The sequence below is a fragment of the Paraburkholderia lycopersici genome (genome assembly GCF_900096975.1).
GTDB classification, from domain to species: Bacteria; Pseudomonadota; Gammaproteobacteria; order Burkholderiales; family Burkholderiaceae; genus Paraburkholderia; species Paraburkholderia lycopersici.
The window spans coordinates 289,165-305,269 of record NZ_FMYQ01000001.1; the positions used below are offsets into that span (position 1 = coordinate 289,165).

The 16,105-nt window shown below is 67.3% G+C and carries 11 protein-coding genes; 3 read left to right on the forward strand and 8 right to left on the reverse strand.

All coding sequences use genetic code 11. The annotated features are described in order from the left end of the window. Positions 1-109: 109 nt before the first annotated feature. Both BLU17_RS01205 and BLU17_RS01210 read right to left on the reverse strand, forming a co-directional pair. Positions 110-1,591 carry an N-acyl-D-amino-acid deacylase family protein gene (locus BLU17_RS01205; RefSeq protein WP_091993327.1) on the reverse strand — a complete coding sequence of 494 codons (1,482 nt, stop codon included), beginning with the start codon at positions 1,589-1,591 and terminating at the stop codon, positions 110-112. 23 nt (positions 1,592-1,614) lie between these two features. Continuing rightward, positions 1,615-2,535: a MurR/RpiR family transcriptional regulator gene (locus BLU17_RS01210; RefSeq protein ID WP_091993329.1), complete on the reverse strand. Its 921-nt coding sequence runs from the start codon at positions 2,533-2,535 to the stop codon at positions 1,615-1,617. Between the two features lie 126 nt (positions 2,536-2,661). Between BLU17_RS01210 and BLU17_RS01215 the strand changes: the two genes are divergently transcribed. Beyond that, positions 2,662-3,942, forward strand: a complete 1,281-nt coding sequence (locus BLU17_RS01215) for an amino acid deaminase (RefSeq protein WP_091993331.1) — start codon at positions 2,662-2,664, stop codon at positions 3,940-3,942. Between the two features lie 60 nt (positions 3,943-4,002). Here BLU17_RS01215 and BLU17_RS01220 read toward each other — a convergent pair whose 3' ends face one another. Both BLU17_RS01220 and BLU17_RS01225 read right to left on the reverse strand, forming a co-directional pair. Then, the gene (locus BLU17_RS01220) at positions 4,003-4,476 is read right to left on the reverse strand and encodes a MarR family winged helix-turn-helix transcriptional regulator (RefSeq protein ID WP_091993333.1); all 474 of its coding nucleotides are present in this window, start codon (positions 4,474-4,476) and stop codon (positions 4,003-4,005) included. A 54-nt stretch (positions 4,477-4,530) separates the two neighbouring features. Beyond that, complete coding sequence (locus tag BLU17_RS01225; protein ID WP_091993336.1) at positions 4,531-6,126, reverse strand: MDR family MFS transporter; 1,596 nt, start codon at positions 6,124-6,126, stop codon at positions 4,531-4,533. 97 nt (positions 6,127-6,223) lie between these two features. Between BLU17_RS01225 and BLU17_RS01230 the strand changes: the two genes are divergently transcribed. After that, complete coding sequence (locus BLU17_RS01230; RefSeq protein ID WP_091993340.1) at positions 6,224-7,069, forward strand: EcsC family protein; 846 nt, start codon at positions 6,224-6,226, stop codon at positions 7,067-7,069. Here BLU17_RS01230 and BLU17_RS01235 read toward each other — a convergent pair. The 3 genes from BLU17_RS01235 to BLU17_RS01245 all read right to left on the reverse strand — a co-directional run bounded on the left by BLU17_RS01235 (position 7,039) and on the right by BLU17_RS01245 (position 9,957). Then, positions 7,039-8,007 (reverse strand): alpha/beta hydrolase, encoded by a 969-nt coding sequence (locus BLU17_RS01235; RefSeq protein WP_091993342.1) that lies wholly within the window; start codon positions 8,005-8,007, stop codon positions 7,039-7,041. The two genes, BLU17_RS01230 and BLU17_RS01235, sit on opposite strands and share 31 nt — an antisense overlap. A 129-nt stretch (positions 8,008-8,136) precedes the next feature. Next, positions 8,137-8,571 (reverse strand): CHRD domain-containing protein, encoded by a 435-nt coding sequence (locus BLU17_RS01240; protein ID WP_091993345.1) that lies wholly within the window; start codon positions 8,569-8,571, stop codon positions 8,137-8,139. A gap of 258 nt (positions 8,572-8,829) precedes the next feature. Continuing rightward, positions 8,830-9,957 (reverse strand): porin, encoded by a 1,128-nt coding sequence (locus BLU17_RS01245; RefSeq protein WP_091993348.1) that lies wholly within the window; start codon positions 9,955-9,957, stop codon positions 8,830-8,832. A 469-nt stretch (positions 9,958-10,426) separates the two neighbouring features. On the opposite strand from BLU17_RS01245, the gene BLU17_RS01250 reads away from it, so the two are divergent. Next, positions 10,427-11,377 carry a LysR family transcriptional regulator gene (locus BLU17_RS01250; RefSeq protein ID WP_091993350.1) on the forward strand — a complete coding sequence of 317 codons (951 nt, stop codon included), beginning with the start codon at positions 10,427-10,429 and terminating at the stop codon, positions 11,375-11,377. Positions 11,378-11,533: 156 nt separating this feature from the next. Here the strand turns inward: BLU17_RS01250 and BLU17_RS01255 are convergent, their stop codons facing one another. Next, entirely contained in the window at positions 11,534-16,099 is a 4,566-nt protein-coding gene (locus BLU17_RS01255; protein ID WP_091993353.1) for an ATP-binding protein, read from the reverse strand. Positions 16,100-16,105: the final 6 nt, after the last annotated feature.

A 16,105-nucleotide genomic window follows, 5' to 3' on the forward strand; every position in this document is an offset into this window, starting at 1 on the left:
ATTCCGTCGAGGGTGACTGCCTGGGAGCCTGTTCACACCAATAACAGGCACGTTCCCAAATTAAAAAAATTCATTCCACGGGCTGGCCCGTTGTTGGCGCGAACAGGCCCTAGAAGGCGCTCGCCCCGGCCTGCGCCTCGCGCTTGCCGCGGGCGACGAAGCGGCCCGCGCGCTCGCCCGTGGGCTGGCCGCCGCGATACGAGAGCACGCCGTTCACCCACACCGCGTCGATACCTTCGGCCACCTGCTGCGGCTTGTCGAAGGTCGCCGCGTCGCGCACTTTGGCGGGGTCGAACAGCACGAGGTCGGCGTACCAGCCCACATGCACCTCGCCGCGCTGCGAAAGGCCGAAGCGCCGCGCGGAAAGCCCCGTCATCTTGCGCACCGCCTCTTCGAGCGGCAGCAAGGCGGCGTCGCGCGCGTAGTGGCCGAGCACGCGCGGGAATGCGCCCCACAGGCGCGGATGCGGCAGGGGATCGTTCGGCAAGCCGTCCGAGCCGACCATCGTGGCCGGGTGCGAAAGAATGCGCCGCACGTCGTCTTCGGACATGTTGTGGTACACCGCGCCCGCCGGCTGCAGGCGCTTGCCCGCCTCCTGCTGCGAGACGCCCCATTCGGCCGCGATGTCCTTGATGAGCTTGCCTGCCTGCTCCGGGTGCGGCGTGGACCACGTGATCGTGATGTCGATATCGCCCGTCACCTGCTTGAGGTCCAGCGTCGAGGAACTGCGGCTGTACGGATAGCAGTCGCAGCCCACCGGCTGATACTTGCGCGCGCTGTCGAGCGATGCGAGCACCTCCGCGCTGCGCCCCCAGTTCGACGGACCCGCGCATTTCAGATGCGAGATCACCACCGGCACGCGCGCATGCTTGCCGATGTGGTACGCCTCGTTCATCGCTTCGAGAATCGCGTCGAACTCGGTGCGCATGTGCGTCGTGTAGAGCGCGCCCGCGGCAGCGAGCGGCTCCGCGAGCGAGGCGACCTCTTCGGTCGAAGCCTCGAATGCCGAACCGTACGCGAGCCCCGTGGAAAGGCCGAGCGCGCCGTGCGCGAGCGCGTCTTCGAGCTGCGCGCGCATGGCCGCGATCTCGTCGCCGGTGGCGGCGCGCCTGAGGTCGTCCATGTGATTGTTGCGCAGCGCCGTATGGCCGATCAGCGCGCCCACGTTCACGGCAGGCCGAGCCGCGTTCACGGCGTCCACATAGGCGGAAAAGGTCGGATAGCCGAACGCGTCGCGCGCGCCGAGCAGGTTCATCGGATCGGGCGGATCGCCCTTGAGCGTGACCGGCGACGCGCTGATCCCGCAGTTGCCGACCACCACCGTCGTCACGCCCTGGCTGATCTTGGGCAGCATCTGCGGCGCGCGGATCACATGGGTGTCGTCGTGCGTGTGGACGTCGATGAAACCCGGCGCAAGCGCGCGCCCGTTGGCCTCGATCACCTGTTCCGCGAGCCAGTTCGACAGATTGCCGATCGCGGCGATGCGAGCATCGCGCAGCGCCACGTCGCGTTCGACGGGCGGCGCACCGGTGCCGTCGTAAAGCATGGCGCCGACGATCAGCGTGTCAGCGGCTTCGGGATGCGAATGCATGCGCGTTCTCCTCAGTGTGACGCTCAATCGCCGAGCGGCTGGCGTTCGCCGCCGCCGCGATGCGTGTCCAGCGTGTGCTTCATGCGGCGCAGCAGCTCGCGGCTTTCCTCGGGTTGCGCGAGCGCCAGTTCGGTCACGAGCACGTCGAGCGCCATCATCATCGCGTAACGCGACGACGATGGCTTGTAGATGAAATCGGTCTCGCTCGCGACGATCGGCACGAGCCAGTCGGCGAGCGCCGCAAGCGGCGACGCGGGCGCGGTGAGCGCGACGAGCTTCGCGCCGTAATCGCGTGCGATGCGGCATGCGTCGAGCAGTTCGGGCACGCGCCCTGTTACGGAAAGCGCGACGACCACGCAATCGGGCGAAAGCGTGCTCGCCACCATGCGCTGCAACAGGCTATCCTGGTAAGACGCCACCGGACGGCCGAGGCGCACGAGGCGAAAGCGCATTTCGTCGGCGAGCGCGCTCGAGCCGCCGCCCATGCCGAACACGTAGATCATGCGCGCCGCTCCGAGCACCGCGGCGGCCTGGGCAAACGGCGCCTGGCGCAGCAACTCGTGATTGCGCGCGAGCGCGGCGTGAATTTCGTCGTAGACGCGCGTGGCGAGCGGCTCGGGCGCTTCGGAGCGCATCTTGCCGTCGCCTTCGCCGGCGCCAGCGGCGGCGACGCGCAGAAAGCGCTCGCCCACGGCCGCGGCCTGCGCGAGCCGCAGCTTGAGTTCGCGCACGTCGTGGCAGCCCACCGCCTTCGCGAAGCGCGTGACCGACGCGATGCTCACGCCCGCGCGCTGCGCGAGCTCGCCGATGCTCGCGCGCGCCGCGGCGGCGAGATCGTCGAGAATCAGCGCGGCGACATCGCGCTCGGCCGGACGCAGGTCCGGTACGCATTGCGCGATGCGCGCGACGATGTCGAAGCGGGCCGGGTCGGCGGCGGTATTCATCGCAGAGGGCCTGTTAATAAATAACAATTCACGAAGCGATGTTACTTTGTGTACTATCTCCGAGTCAACGCTGGTCCCACGAGGAACGGCCGGATCGGCGCAACGCAGTGTATGGAGCGAAGGGAAATGAGAGTTACAAACTATCAGAGTGCAACGATCGACCCGGACAGCAAGGGCCTCGGCAACGTGCCCGGCTCAAGCGTGCCGCTCGGGGAGGCCGGACGCCTCGAATGGAATCTGCTCGAAGAAGATGTGAGCTTGCCCGCGGCGGTGCTCTATGCGGACCGGGTCGAACACAACCTCAAGTGGATGCAGGAATTCGTCACGCGTTACGGCGTGAAGCTCGCGCCGCACGGCAAGACGACGATGGCGCCGCAGCTTTTTCGCCGCCAGATCGAAACGGGCGCGTGGGGCATCACGCTCGCCACGGCGCACCAGACGCGCGCCGCCTACCGCGGCGGAATCTCGCGCGTGCTGATGGCAAACCAGCTCGTCGGCCGCCGCAACATGGCGATCATCGCGGAACTGCTCAGCGACGCGACCTTCGACTTCTTCTGCCTCGTCGATTCGGTGGACGGCGTGGAGCAGCTCGGCGAGTTCTTCCGCGCGTCGGGCCGCACGCTGCAGGTGCTGCTGGAACTGGGCGTGCCGCGCGGCCGCACGGGCGTGCGCGACGCCGACACGCGCAACGCCGTGCTCGCGGCCATCGCGCGCTATCCCGACTCGCTCAAGCTCGCGGGCGTGGAAATCTACGAGGGCATCCTCAAGGAGGAAAGCGAAGTGCGCACCTTCTTGCGCGACGCGCTGAACGTCACGCAGGAGCTCGCCGAGGCGGGCCGCTTCGCGCGCACGCCCGCGCTGCTCTCGGGCGCCGGCTCGGCCTGGTACGACGTCGTCGCGCAAGAGTTCGCGCCGGCCACGCAGGCGGGCACGATCGACGTGGTGCTGCGCCCGGGCTGCTACGTGACGCACGACGTGGGCGTCTACAAGCAGGCTCAGTCGCAGATTCTCACGCGCAATCCGGTGGCGCGCGAGATGGGCGTGGCGCTCCTGCCCGCGCTGCAGCTATGGGCCTATGTGCAGTCGATTCCGGAGCCTGGCCGCGCCATCGTCGGCTTCGGCAAGCGCGACGCCGCATTCGACGCAGGCTTTCCGGAGCCCTCGCGCCACTATCGTCCCGCGAACGGCGGCACGCCGCGCGACGTGGCTTCCGGCGAAGGCTGGGAAGTGTTCCAGATGATGGATCAGCACGCCTACCTGAAGATTCCGGCGGGCGCGGACATCAAGGTCGGCGACATGATCGCGTTCGACATCTCGCACCCCTGCCTCACGTTCGACAAGTGGCGCCAGGTGCTGATGGTCGATGCGAAATATCGCGTGACGGAAGTGATCGAGACGTTCTTCTGATCGCGGCGTCCGTCGTTCCCGAACGAGGCGCGGCGGCGGCGCCGCGCGCATCGAGCGGCTTCAGCCCGCTTCGGGCGCTGTCTCCTGCGCCTGCGCGACCTGCGCCGCCGTCGCCGCCTCGCCGATGCGCGCCTCCATCATCCCCAGCGCGCCCGAAAGCGCCGCAAGTGCGTCGTCGGGCAACGACATCGTCGAGTTCAGGAACGCGTTGCGGCGCGGCAGTCCTTCTTCGACGACGCCTCGGCCCGCTTCGGTGAGCGTCACGTTGGTGATGCGGTTGTCGCGCTCGTCGGCGCGGCGCGCGATCCAGCCAAGCGCTTCCAACGCCTTCAACTGTCGCGTGAGCGCGCCCGGATCCACGCGCAGCCGCTCGACGAGCCGCTTTTGCGACGACTCGCCGTTCTGCTCATAAAGCGCGAGCAGAATGCGCCAGCGCGGCAGCGGATGGCCGACCTGCGCCTCGAACGCCGACATGAACGCGCGGTAGGTCCGACCGAACTGCTGGACGATGGCGATGCGATCCTGAATTTCCATGCTTGATTTTCCTGCCGGCGCATTCGCCGAGGTATTGTCCGCGCGCGGGCGCGCTCAATCCGCGTGAATCACGGGCTCCACTTTGCGCTGCAGCTTGACCGGCGGCACGCGCCGCGTCTGCCAGATCGACACCGCCGCGATCACCGCCGCCACCGCAATGCCGAGGTGAATCGCGCCCACGAGCGCCTCGCGCGCGGCTTCGAGCAGCAGCGCGCCATTGTGCCCGGCATGCGCGAGGTCGGCGATGAGCGAAGCCTGCGCGTCCTGGTTGATGAGGATTTGCGGGTCGGCGAGTTGCGGCAGCCAGTGCATGGCGCGATCGGCGTCGAGCGCGCGTTGCACGCCGCTCGAATAGTGCTGCGTGACCATCGTGCCGGTGAGCGCCGTGCCGATCATGCCGCCGATCATGCGCAGCGACTGCAGCAACGCCGTGGCGATGCCCAGATGCTCGCGCCCGGCGGTCTGCTGCGCGAACACGGTGAGGTTGGGCATCACGAAGCCGAGACCGACGCCCGCCACGATCATGAGCGCCATGAGCAGACCGCGCGGCGTGCCGCGCGTCGCGAGCGACACCGCGAAACACGCCGCCGCGATCATCGCGAAGCCGATATAGAGCATCAGGTTCGGATTGCTGATGCGCGAAACGATGCGCCCGTTCGCAATGCTGCCGATGGTGATGAACACCACGAGCGGCGTGATGACGACGCCCGCTTCCTTCGGCGTCATGCCGAAGCCGCCCTGGAACAGCAGCGGCGCGTAGAACAGCAGCGAAAACATCGTGAAGCCGCCCAGCACGGCGAGCGTGAAAAGCGCATTGAGGCTCGTGTTGCGGAACATGTCGACAGGCAAAATCGCCTGCGGGCAGCGCCGCTCCCACTGCCACAGCGCCCAGCCGGCGGCGAGCGAGAGCGCGAGCAGGCCGATGGCCGAGGCAGTAAGGCCGTGCCCCGGCAGGCGCTCCACGAAAAGCTGCAGGCTGCCGAGCGCGAGCGCGATGAGCAGGGCGCCGGGCCAGTCGAGCCGCATGCGCGCTTCGTGCGCCACATGGCGCAGATGCGGCAGATAACGCCAGACGAAAAAGAGCGAAAGCAGGCCCACGGGCAAGTTCACATAGAACACCGAGCGCCAGCCGCAGTACTGCGTGAGAAAGCCGCCTAGCGACGGCCCGATCGCGTTGGCGATGCCGAACGCGGAACTCATCAGCACCTGCCAGCGCAGGCGCACGACGGAGTCGGGAAAGAGATCGGGAATGCAGGCGAACGCCGTGCCCACGAGCATGCCCCCGCCAATCCCCTGCAGCCCGCGCGCGATCACGAGGAACAGCATGCTGTTGGCCGCGCCGCACAGCACGGAAGCGCCGGTAAAGACGACGATCGACGCGATCACGAACGGCTTGCGCCCGTAATAGTCGCCGAGCCGTCCGAAAATGGGGACGGTGATGACCGAGGTGAGGAGATAGGACGTGGCGACCCAGGCGTAAAGCTCGAAGCCGCGCAATTCGGCGACGATGGTGGGCAGCGCGGTGCCCACGACGGTCTGGTCGAGCGCGACCAGCATCGTCACGAAGGAAACGCCGAGCATCGCGAGCAGCGACTCCCGGAACGGCAGGACCTGCCCGCTCGAATGGTGGGCGGCGGTATGAACGGCCATTTTTGATCCAGCAACGGTTGACTCGTCAAAGATTTGGCATCATAGCATGGCTCGATCCACTACACTGGGGCATCGAGCGGCCAATTCCGGGAGTGTCATGGAACCAGTTTCAGCGTCTGCGTCCCGCGAGGGCGCTGCCGCGGCCTTTTCCGAGGCCGATTTGGACGCGCTGCGGCGCGCGAGGCACCAGCTCGAAACGCCGCCGCTCGGCATGAAGCTCGCGGCACTCGTGGGCTCGCCGGTGGAGAAGCTGATCGCGCGGTTGCCCGGCGTCGCAAACGAGAAGGTGACCGACGCGACGCAAACGGCACTGCGCCAGTGCCTGCGACTCGCGCTGAAGACGCTCGGCAAGCCGGGCCCGCGCGCGAGCGCAAAGCCGGGCAATCTGCTGCACAAGTTCGCCGTGGCGACCACTGGCGCGGCGGGCGGGGCGTTCGGCCTTTTCGCGCTGCCGGTCGAGCTGCCCGTCACGACCACGCTGATGTTTCGCTCGATCTGCGACATCGCGCGCAGCGAAGGCGAAGATCTGGCGAGCGCCGGCACCCAGTTGCAATGCCTGACGGTGTTCGGCATGGGGGGACGCTCGACTGACGACGACGAAGCCGACTTCGGCTATTTCATCGTGCGGGGGGCGCTCGCGAACGCGGTGTCGAAGGCATCGTCCGAGATGGCGGCGAAGGGCTTCGCCGCACACGGCTCCGCGGCGCTCCTCAAGCTCGTGCAGACGGTGGCCGCGCGGTTCTCCGTGCAGGTGAGCGAGCAGGTCGCGGCAAAGTCGATTCCGGCCATCGGCGCGGTGCTCGGCGCGATGGTCAACACCGTCTTCATCGATCATTTCCAGCAGGTGGCCCACGGCCATTTCACGGTGCGCCGCCTCGAGCGCCGCTACGGCGAAGCCGCCGTGCATGAGGCCTACGACGCGATCGACGTCTCGCTCGACTGAGACGGGCCGGATCGCGCGCCGCTAGGCGCATCCGCGGCGGTCACGCGGCGCACGAAGCGCGCGGCGGCGTCGAGCGTGCGGCGCGCTTCGGGCATGAAGGGCGCGTAGATCGGCCAGATGTGCGGCAGACCGCGCGCAATCTCGCACTCCACCGCCACGCCGGCGGCGCTCGCGCGCTCGGCTACACGACGCGTGTCGTCGAGCAGCATTTCGGTGCTGCCCACGAAGAGGCTCAACGGCGGCAGGCCGCGAAAGTCGGCATAAAGCGGCGACGCATAGGGATCGGTCGCGCTTGCCGTGCCGAGGTAGAGCGGCGCGATGCGCGCGAAGACCTCGCCGCTGAACATGGGGTCGCGCCCGTCGTTTTCGCGCATCGATGCGCCCGTGGCCGCGAGATCGGTCCACGGAGAAAACAGGACCGCGCCGGCGGGCAGCGGATCGCCCGCGTCGCGCAGCGCGACGAGCGTTGCGAGCGCGAGCCCGCCGCCCGCGGAATCGCCGCCGAACACGATGGCGTCGGCGCGCGTGCCGCTCGCCAGCAAGTGCCGATAGGCGGCCAGCGCATCGTCGAGCGCCGCGGGAAACGGATGTTCGGGCGCGAGGCGATAGTCGAGCGAGAAAACATCGGCGCCCGCACGCTCGCCGAGACCAAACGAAATCGCGCGCTGCGAGCGCGGCGAGCAAAAGTAATAGCCGCCGCCATGCAGGTAAAGGACCGTGCACCTGGCGGGCGAGCGCTCGTGTATGAGCCACTCGCCGCGCAACGGCGCATCGGATGCATCGTACTGTTCGCGCAGCCGCCAGCCGCCCGGCACGCCTGGCGTCCAGATGCGCCTTGCCGTCAGCATGCGCACGCGCGCGACATCGATCGACTTGCGCGTTTGTGGCAAGAAAGTGCGGCGCAAGAACCCGCAGATCAGCCTGCTTTGCCAGCTCATCGGCTCAGCCCTCCGCGGCGATCGACCGGGGATCAATCGATACCGTCCCGCAACCGGACCGCGATTGCCGGAACGAGCGACGCGCGCAGAACACCCCGAGAGGCGAAACGCCGTGCGCCGGTTAGTTGGTCAGTTGGCGGGCAGCACCTGGCCGCGAATCTCGCCTGACGGGTTCTGCGCCGTATGAACGTTGAAATACCACTGCCCGCCCATTAGCTGGGTGACCTGCTGCTCGTTGAGCGTGGCGGAACCCTTGATCGGGCTCGCCAACTGGCCCTTCGGAATCGGCACCTGCACGTTCGCGTTCTGGCCGACCGGCGCCGGGCCGTGGAAGTGAGCGGCCGTCGCCGGGCCCGACAGACCCTCGTAGGTGATGGTCCAGTTCAGCGACTTCGTGGAGGTGTCGAACGTGGCGTTGAGCAGGCCGTGGCCCTGACTCACGCGCGGCGGCACTTCGCTGGACGGTTCGAGATCGGCCTTCAGTGCGACGGTATCGGCGAATGCGGCGCTGGCGGCAAAGACACACACGGCGAGAGCGAGCTGCAGCGGAAGAAGCGCTTTCATGCAATTTCTCCTGTTGTTGTGGCGCGCTGCACCGGAAGGCGCGCAGCCGCGCTACCACATGCTAGAGCAAATCGGCCGGGGGCGTCCGATACGCCGGTGTCAGCGCGACGTAAGACGCGCGCCATAAAAAAAAAGGCGCCGCAAGCGGCGCCCTTCAACCCGGGTACTACCTTCTTACCTTCCGGTGCTACGCATTCCCGCTCGCGACGCTGGCGAGGTTTGCCACCATCCCGCCCGGAACCGCGACGCCCGGAATTCCTAGAAGCGGTGACGGATACCCGTCGTGACAATCCCCTGGTTCTTGCTCGACGAGAAGTTCGCGTTGCCCCGGAAGCCCACCTGCGTGATGCCCACTGCGTTCTCGCCCGCGCCCCACATGCCGACGCCTTCGAGGTACACGTCGGTACGCTTCGAGAGCGCATAGTCGGCTTGCAGCCCGAACTGGTGCCAGTGCGCCGAGTTGCTGCCGTTCGCGTAGAGCACCGAGTTCGAGCCGTTCACGTTCGTGTAGGTGTACATCGCGCCAATGCCGAGGGCCGGCGTCAGGTTGTAGCGGAAGTTGCCTTCGATGTTGTTGTAGCGCACCGAATTGCCGGCCGGGTCGTCGAGGCGCGACTGCGTGAATACGACGCCGCCGATCATCGGACCGTAGGCATAACTTGCGCCCGCACCCCAGTTGCGCTGACGGTTACTCGTGCCGAATGCGCCGAACGTGTTCGCAAACGGCGAACCCTGGACGGCGCCGCCGCCGTTGCCGTTCACGCCATTGATCTGCGTGTAGGCGGCGCCCAGACGCAGCCCCGCATACGCGTAGCTCATACCGGCGCTATACGCGCGGTTGACGGCGAAGCCGCCGGCCTGGTTCGAGAATGCGTAGAGGCCGCCGAACTGGAAGCCGGCGAGATTCGGGCTCGCGTACTTGACCGCGTTGTTGAGCGAGAACGTGCCGTTCAGGTCGTCGTTGTCGACGATGTGCGCCATGTAGGTGCCGCCCCAGGTACCGACGGCGGTGAGCGGGCCGACATAATCGAACATGGAGTCGAACTGGCGGCCGAACGTGAGCGTGCCGTATTGCTCTTGCGTCAGGCCGACGTACGACTGACGATTGAACAGGCCGCCGTTTTGCTGGCCATTCATGACGTCAAAGCCGCTTTCGAGGGTAAAAATCGTCTTCAGGCCGCCGCCGAGATCCTCGACGCCGCGCAAGCCCCAACGGCTCGCCTGAATGTTGCCGCTCGTCAGAGCATAATTGGCGTTGTCGTTCACGTTCGTGGTGTACGTGAAACCGGCATCGACGATACCGTAGAGCGTGACGCTGCTTTGCGCGTACGACGCCGATGCAAAAGTCGCGGCGACTGCCGCCGCGATAGCCAGGTTCTTTTTCATATGCTTCCTTCGATGCAAGGCCTTTCGGCAAAAGTGGATGCCGTCGCCGGCCTCACGCCGGCATAGCGATTCCGTGGCGCGGTGAGCGCATCACCGCATTGATTTGAATTGCGAAGTTTATGGGCGCGGCTTTTGGACGAGCCATCCTTGAGCTCCGCAAAAGCCTTTTCGAATTAATCGAATTCCCCCGCAGCTCACCTTCAAACGCTTGTTCCTCAACGCTCGCGGCCTATCTCGCTTTTTCTCGCACAGATTCAATTAGTTCGGCATCCAAATAAAGCGTTGCCATGAAACAACGGAATAAATTCTGGATAGCGTCTCGATTCGGACGATTCCCATTCCGCTTGCCCGACACGCGTCGGTACTATCCGTCACGGCTAGCGCCAGCGCGCCTCATCAGCTTCTTCCCCTTTTCTTTACCCTCCTTTTCATCGCAGCCCTCGTCCGTCCCGTGTCCCCCCCAAAAAACATGAACCAGCTTCAGGCCATGCGCGTGTTCGTGAGCGTCGCCGAGCTTGGCTCGTTCGGCCGCGCGGCGACGAGCCTGAACATGTCGAACGCCGTGGTCACGCGCTACGTGGCATTGCTCGAAGCACATCTCGAAACGCGGCTCATCAACCGCAACACGCGCACCGCGTCGCTCACCGAGGCAGGCGCTGCCTATGCGGAAGGCTGCCGCCGGCTTCTCGACGATCTGCAACGCATCGAAACGCATATCGCACAAGGCGTTTCCGTGCCGTCGGGCACGCTGCGCGTCGTCGCGCACGCGTCGTTTTCGCTGCATGACCTCACGCCGATGCTCAAGCAGTATCTCGCCGCGTTTCCGAAAGTCCGGCTCTCGCTCACGCTGCTGCACCGCGCCGTCGACCTGATCGAAGAAGGTTTCGACGCGGGCATCGTCGCGTCGCGCCAGGTGAGCGGCGGCACGCTCATTCGGCGTCCGCTCGTGAGCGTCGCACCCGTCGCCGTCGCCTCGCCCGCCTATCTCGCGCGCCAGGCGGCGCCCCAACGCCCGGCCGATCTCGTCCGGCACGCGCTGCTCGCGCCTTCCGCCGACGTTCACCGCAACGAATGGCATTTCGCGCGCCCCGACGGCGCGCGCGAGCCGGTGTCGATCGAGCCCGCCTATGCGGTGAACAATTCGGCGATGCTGCGCCAGGCCGCGATCGCGGGCATGGGCATCACGATCCTGCCCGCAAACGAGGTGGACGCCGATCTCGCAAAAGGCTCGCTCTTGCGCGTGCTCGCCGGCTGGGACATCCGCGATGCGGACAAGGAACTCTCGCTCGTGTACCCCGGCCGCCGTCACGTGCCGGCAAAAACGCGATCGTTCGTGGACTTCACCGTCGAATGGTTTCGCGAGCGCGCCATGTCGTGCGCATCGGCGAGCGCTATTACGGGCACTTCTTGTAATAGTTAATTGCCCGGATTTATCTCGATTTCTCGTCGCGTGCCGACTAAGCTGGAAACCGCGAGAAGTGACTCTTCATCGAAGGGTCTCCAACCTTGAACGCGGCTTCGGCCGCGTTTTTTTTGCCTGCTTTTCGCTGTGCGCCCCTTTCTTGATGTGCGCCATTCACGCGAGCAGCGCTGCCTGTTGCTCGATGGCCCCCAGCATCGCCTGGCAGGTGCGAATGAGCGCATAGCCCTCCACGCGCAACTGCTCCGCCGTGTGACCGTTCATGTGACGGCGAAATGTCTCGAGTTCGGCAAGCAGCGCAGGATATTGCAGCACCCCCACGGCACCCACGAGCCGGTGATGCCATCCGCGCAGCCGCTCGACGTCCGCCTGCTCGAGGAGCGGCGGCAAGGCGTCGAGGTCGTCGCGCATCGCCGAAACGAACGAGTCGAGCAACGTCTTCACCGTCGCCTCGCCGCCCCAGACCTGGATCATGTGCGCGAGATCCAGCGGCTCGAACGCGCGTGCGTGCGCCGGCTTGTCGGCGGAAGTCCCGGAACCGGCATCCGCCACGGAACCCTTGCCTGGCTCCGCTTGCCCGGCACTCGCGCCTGGTCCCGCGCCCGGTCCCGCAGTTTCGTCCAGCACGGCGCGCCGCACGACTGCCGTGCCGACCCAGCGCGCGAGGTGCTCGCGCAGCGTGGCCACACGCGTCGGCTTGATGAGGCAGTCATCCATGCCGGCCTCGCGGCATCGCGTGAGGTTCTCGGGCGCCGTATTGGCGGTGATCCCGATAATCGGCAAACGGAGGCCGCCGCCAGCGGCCTGTTCCGTTTCGCGCACGCGCCGCGCGAGATCGTAGCCCGAGACGTTCGGCATATGACAATCGGTAATGAGACAGCCGTATTCGCGCTCGGCCAGCGCTTCGAGCGCCTGAGCGCCGTCGTCGACGACGTCGCATGCGAATCCGATCAACGCGAGCTGATGGCGGATCAGCTCCTGGTTCACCGGATGGTCTTCCGCCACGAGCACGAGGCGGCCGGCAGCCAGTTCCTGCCCGCGCTCCGAAGCGGCGAACGGGCTCTCCCCATTGACGGCCGCACGCGCCGGCCCGGCTGCCGTGACGGGCAGACCGGCCAACGCCATCGCGCAGGCGGCGCTCAGGCCGCGCCAGGACAGCGGGTTGACGCTCACGCGCACACCGCTCTGCGCGACGCGATAGCCGGTCGGTTTCGGATTCTCCGTCAGGCAGAGGACAGGCATCGGCAGCTTGCCGGGATCGCCGGCAAGCGCTTGCGACGCGAACACTATGTCGGCGTCGCCCACGCTCGCCGTGCGCGCGAGATCGGCGGGTGCGACACGGCGCATCTTCATGCCGAGCGCGGCGCCAAAATGCATCACCGCGGCGGCGACGTTCGCGTCCTCATACGCGACGAGTGCGCGCTTGCCTCGCAGGCCGTCGGCCGCGCCGCTGCGCACTTCCACCGGCAACTCGAAGTGCAGCGTCAGGCGGGTCCCACGGTCGAGTTCGCTTTGCAGTTCGAGCCCGCCGCCCATCAGCGCCGCGAGCTTGCGCGAGATCGTGAGGCCCAGCCCCGTGCCGCCGAAGCGCCGCGTGGTCGATGTCTCGGCCTGAACGAAGGGCTCGAAGAGTTGCGCCTGCGCCTCGGGCGCGATACCGATGCCGGTGTCGGACACCGAAACGGAAAGCCGCTGGCGCACCGGCGCATCGGCGCGGCCGTCGAGGTCGCTGGCGCGAACGTGCACGCTCACCTCGCCCTCCAGCGTGAACTTGATGGCGTTGCTGAGCAGGTTGAAGAGGATCTGCCGCAGCCGCACGCTGTCGCCGCGCAGGACGGCCGCCACATCCGGCTCCACGTTCACGCGCACCTTCAGCCCCTTCTCGTGCGCGCGCGCGGCGAGCAGCCCAACGGCGTTGTCCACGAGTTGACGCACGTCGAACGGTTGCGATTCGATCACCAGATGGCCAGCCTGGATCTTCGAGTAGTCGAGCAGGTCGTCGAGGATCTGCAGCAGCGCGCCCGCCGATTCGTGCACCATGCCGACCATCTGCGCCTGGTCCGGATTGAGCGGCGTGCGCTCGAGCACCTCGACGAGGCCGAGCACGCCGTTCATCGGCGTGCGGATCTCATGGCTCATCATTGCGAGAAAGTCGTCCTTCGCACGGGAGGCCGCCTCGGCCATGTCGCGCGCGTGCTCGAGCTCCTGGGCGCGCGCATGCTCGACATTGGCGTCCACCGCGTAGCCGGTCCAGACGATCCCACCGTCCTCGGCGCGGCGCGGCGCGAATTCCGCTCGCACCCAGACGAGGCCCGCCGCGCCGTGAAAACGGAATTCGGCGTGCACCGGCAAGAAGCGGCGCGCCGAACGTTCGAGCCGCGCCGCGAGCCGCGCGCGGTCGTGCCGCCACACTCGCGAAAGATCGACCGGGCTGGCGTGCCGCAGCGCCTCGACGGCACCGCCGAGCAGCCGCGCCGTGTCGCCGCCGATGTACGGAAACGAGTAACGGCCGTCGGGCGCGCGGTGCAACTGAAAGGCGATCGCCGGCAGGGAACCGGTGACCTCCGAGAGCAGCCGCTCCGACTCGCGTGCGCGCAGTTCGGCGTGGCGAATGTCGGTGACGTCGATCATCGTGCCGAGCACGCAGAACGGCGCGCCCTGCGGGTCGCGGCACAGGCGCGTCCAGAAAATGCCGTGACGGACGCCGCCGTCGGCATTCTCGAAGCGCAATTCGACTCGCTGGCTCTCGCCTTCGACGATCGTGAGCTGGTAGAGCTCGTCCATGCGTCGGCTGTCGCCGGGGCCCCATGCCGTGACGGCGGAGCCCGTATGCCCGAGCAACTGGGCGCGCGACCGGCCGGTTGCCTCCTCATAGGCGCGATTGACCGCCAGGTAGCGGTCCTCGAGATTCCGCGCGCCGAGCGGATACGGGATCATCTCCATCATCGTGTCCTGCAGCTCCACCTGGCGCGCGAGCACCTGCTCGGCGCGCCGCCGCCGCTTCATCTCGCGCTGCAGCAGCACATAGGCGCGCATCGTGACGAGCAGCAGCACGCCAAACACGATGAGAAGCGGCAGGAGCCGCAGCGCGTTGACGCTCCAGCCGCCGTCGCGGGTGGAAACGGCCGCGGTCCAGCGGTTGCGGATCTGCTGCTGTTCGACGGGGGACATCGCGCCGAGCGCGCGATCGATGAGCTGCGCGAGCGGCGCGAGGTCGCAGCGCACGGCGAAGGCCGCCGATTCGTCGACGCCCGCCGCGCCGAGCACCTTCAGCGTGTCGAGATAGGCGCCGCTGAGCGGTGCGTCCAGGGCGGCTGCGTTGCCCACCAGCACGTCGGCTTCATTGCGCGCGACCATCGCGAGCCCCGCATCGAGGCTGACGGCGCGCACGACCTGCGCAGCGATCTCGCCGCCGTCGCGCGCGCCGAGCAATTTCCGCAGTTCCGGAACGTGCGGCGCCAGCACGATGCGGCGGCCCGCGAAGTCGGCGAGCGAGCGCGCCATCGGTGCGTCGCGACGCCCTACCATCACGAGCGGATAGTGCTCGAACGCCTCCGTATAGAGCACGTCGGGGCCGAGCACGCCGTCGTTCACCGAGGTCGCGGCGAGCGCTATCTCGCCACTGCGCAGTGCGTCCCCGACGCGCGTCCACGGGGAAATCGGCACGCGTTCGAACGTGATGCCAAGCGTGCGGCCCAGATAGTCGAGATAGTCACTGGCCATGCCCGACGCCTCGCGCGCCCCGTTCGTGTAGCTGAACGGAAACCATCCGGCGTCGTAGCCCACTTTCACGGGCGACAGGGCGCGCAGCCACGCGCGCTCGTCGGCGCTCAGAACGAACGCAGACGACGACGCGTCCTGGCGCTCGCCGCCGTCGAGCCAGCGCGCCCTCACGGCCGCAGCCGCGGCAGGCCGCACGCCGGCAAGAAGAAGGTCGAGCCGGTCGCGCAGTTCCGGCTTCGAAACCGGCACGGCATAACGCAACTCGCGCATGCGGCCGCGCTCCTCGAAGGCAACGCGCAGATCGCGAAATCCTGCGAGCGTCATCTGATAGCGCGTCACCGGCGCAAAGCCCGCGTAGACGTCGGCCGCGCCCTGGGCGACAGCGCGCAAGGCGGCGTCCGTGCTCGGGAAAGTATCGATTCGCGCCGAGGGAAAGCGCGCACGCAATGCGGATTCGAGGGCATAGCCGCGTTCGACCGCGAACGTCGCGTGTGCGAGACGCGAGGGCTGCGTGGCAAGCGGCTCGTAGCCGGCGCGCGTGACGAATGCCGTGGTGCCCGTCAGATAAGGCACGGTGAAGGCGAAACAGCGCTCGCGCGACGGCGTGCGCGCGAGGCTCATCACGACATCGATATCGCCCGCGCAAGCCGCCGCGAGCAAGGCCGGCATGTCCGGAAAAACGCGCGGCTGAAGCTCGACGCCCGCGCCAGCGAGCAGGCGCAGATAGTCCGCGCTGAAGCCAGTGAGCGTGGCGCCGTCGAAGACTTCGAGCGGCGCCCACCCCCCTGCCACGACGCCCACGACGAGCTTGGGCGGTAACGCCGTGGCGATCTCCCGGGAATATTCCGTGCCCTCGCTGAGCGGTTCACACGAAGGCGGGGCGCTAGCCACCACTTCGGAACGTGCGAGCGCGAAGATCACGGCGAGCGCGAGCACGCTCGGCCGCCACCCTGCTGCGCGGCGCACCCACGCACCGAAGATGCGGAGAATCGACCTCATCGGCAA

Excerpts from the sequence above, each read along its gene's own strand:
- BLU17_RS01220 (WP_091993333.1), bottom strand. The coding sequence starts at position 4,476 with ATGGAAATTCAGGATCGCATCGCCATCGTCCAGCAGTTCGGTCGGACC.
- BLU17_RS01225 (WP_091993336.1), bottom strand. The coding sequence starts at position 6,126 with ATGGCCGTTCATACCGCCGCCCACCATTCGAGCGGGCAGGTCCTGCCG.
- BLU17_RS01255 (WP_091993353.1), bottom strand. The coding sequence starts at position 16,099 with ATGAGGTCGATTCTCCGCATCTTCGGTGCGTGGGTGCGCCGCGCAGCA.
- BLU17_RS01250 (WP_091993350.1), top strand. The coding sequence starts at position 10,427 with ATGAACCAGCTTCAGGCCATGCGCGTGTTCGTGAGCGTCGCCGAGCTT.
- BLU17_RS01215 (WP_091993331.1), top strand. The coding sequence starts at position 2,662 with ATGAGAGTTACAAACTATCAGAGTGCAACGATCGACCCGGACAGCAAG.
- BLU17_RS01205 (WP_091993327.1), bottom strand. The coding sequence starts at position 1,591 with ATGCATTCGCATCCCGAAGCCGCTGACACGCTGATCGTCGGCGCCATG.
- BLU17_RS01210 (WP_091993329.1), bottom strand. The coding sequence starts at position 2,535 with ATGAATACCGCCGCCGACCCGGCCCGCTTCGACATCGTCGCGCGCATC.
- BLU17_RS01235 (WP_091993342.1), bottom strand. The coding sequence starts at position 8,007 with ATGAGCTGGCAAAGCAGGCTGATCTGCGGGTTCTTGCGCCGCACTTTC.
- BLU17_RS01245 (WP_091993348.1), bottom strand. The coding sequence starts at position 9,957 with ATGAAAAAGAACCTGGCTATCGCGGCGGCAGTCGCCGCGACTTTTGCA.
- BLU17_RS01240 (WP_091993345.1), bottom strand. The coding sequence starts at position 8,571 with ATGAAAGCGCTTCTTCCGCTGCAGCTCGCTCTCGCCGTGTGTGTCTTT.
- BLU17_RS01230 (WP_091993340.1), top strand. The coding sequence starts at position 6,224 with ATGGAACCAGTTTCAGCGTCTGCGTCCCGCGAGGGCGCTGCCGCGGCC.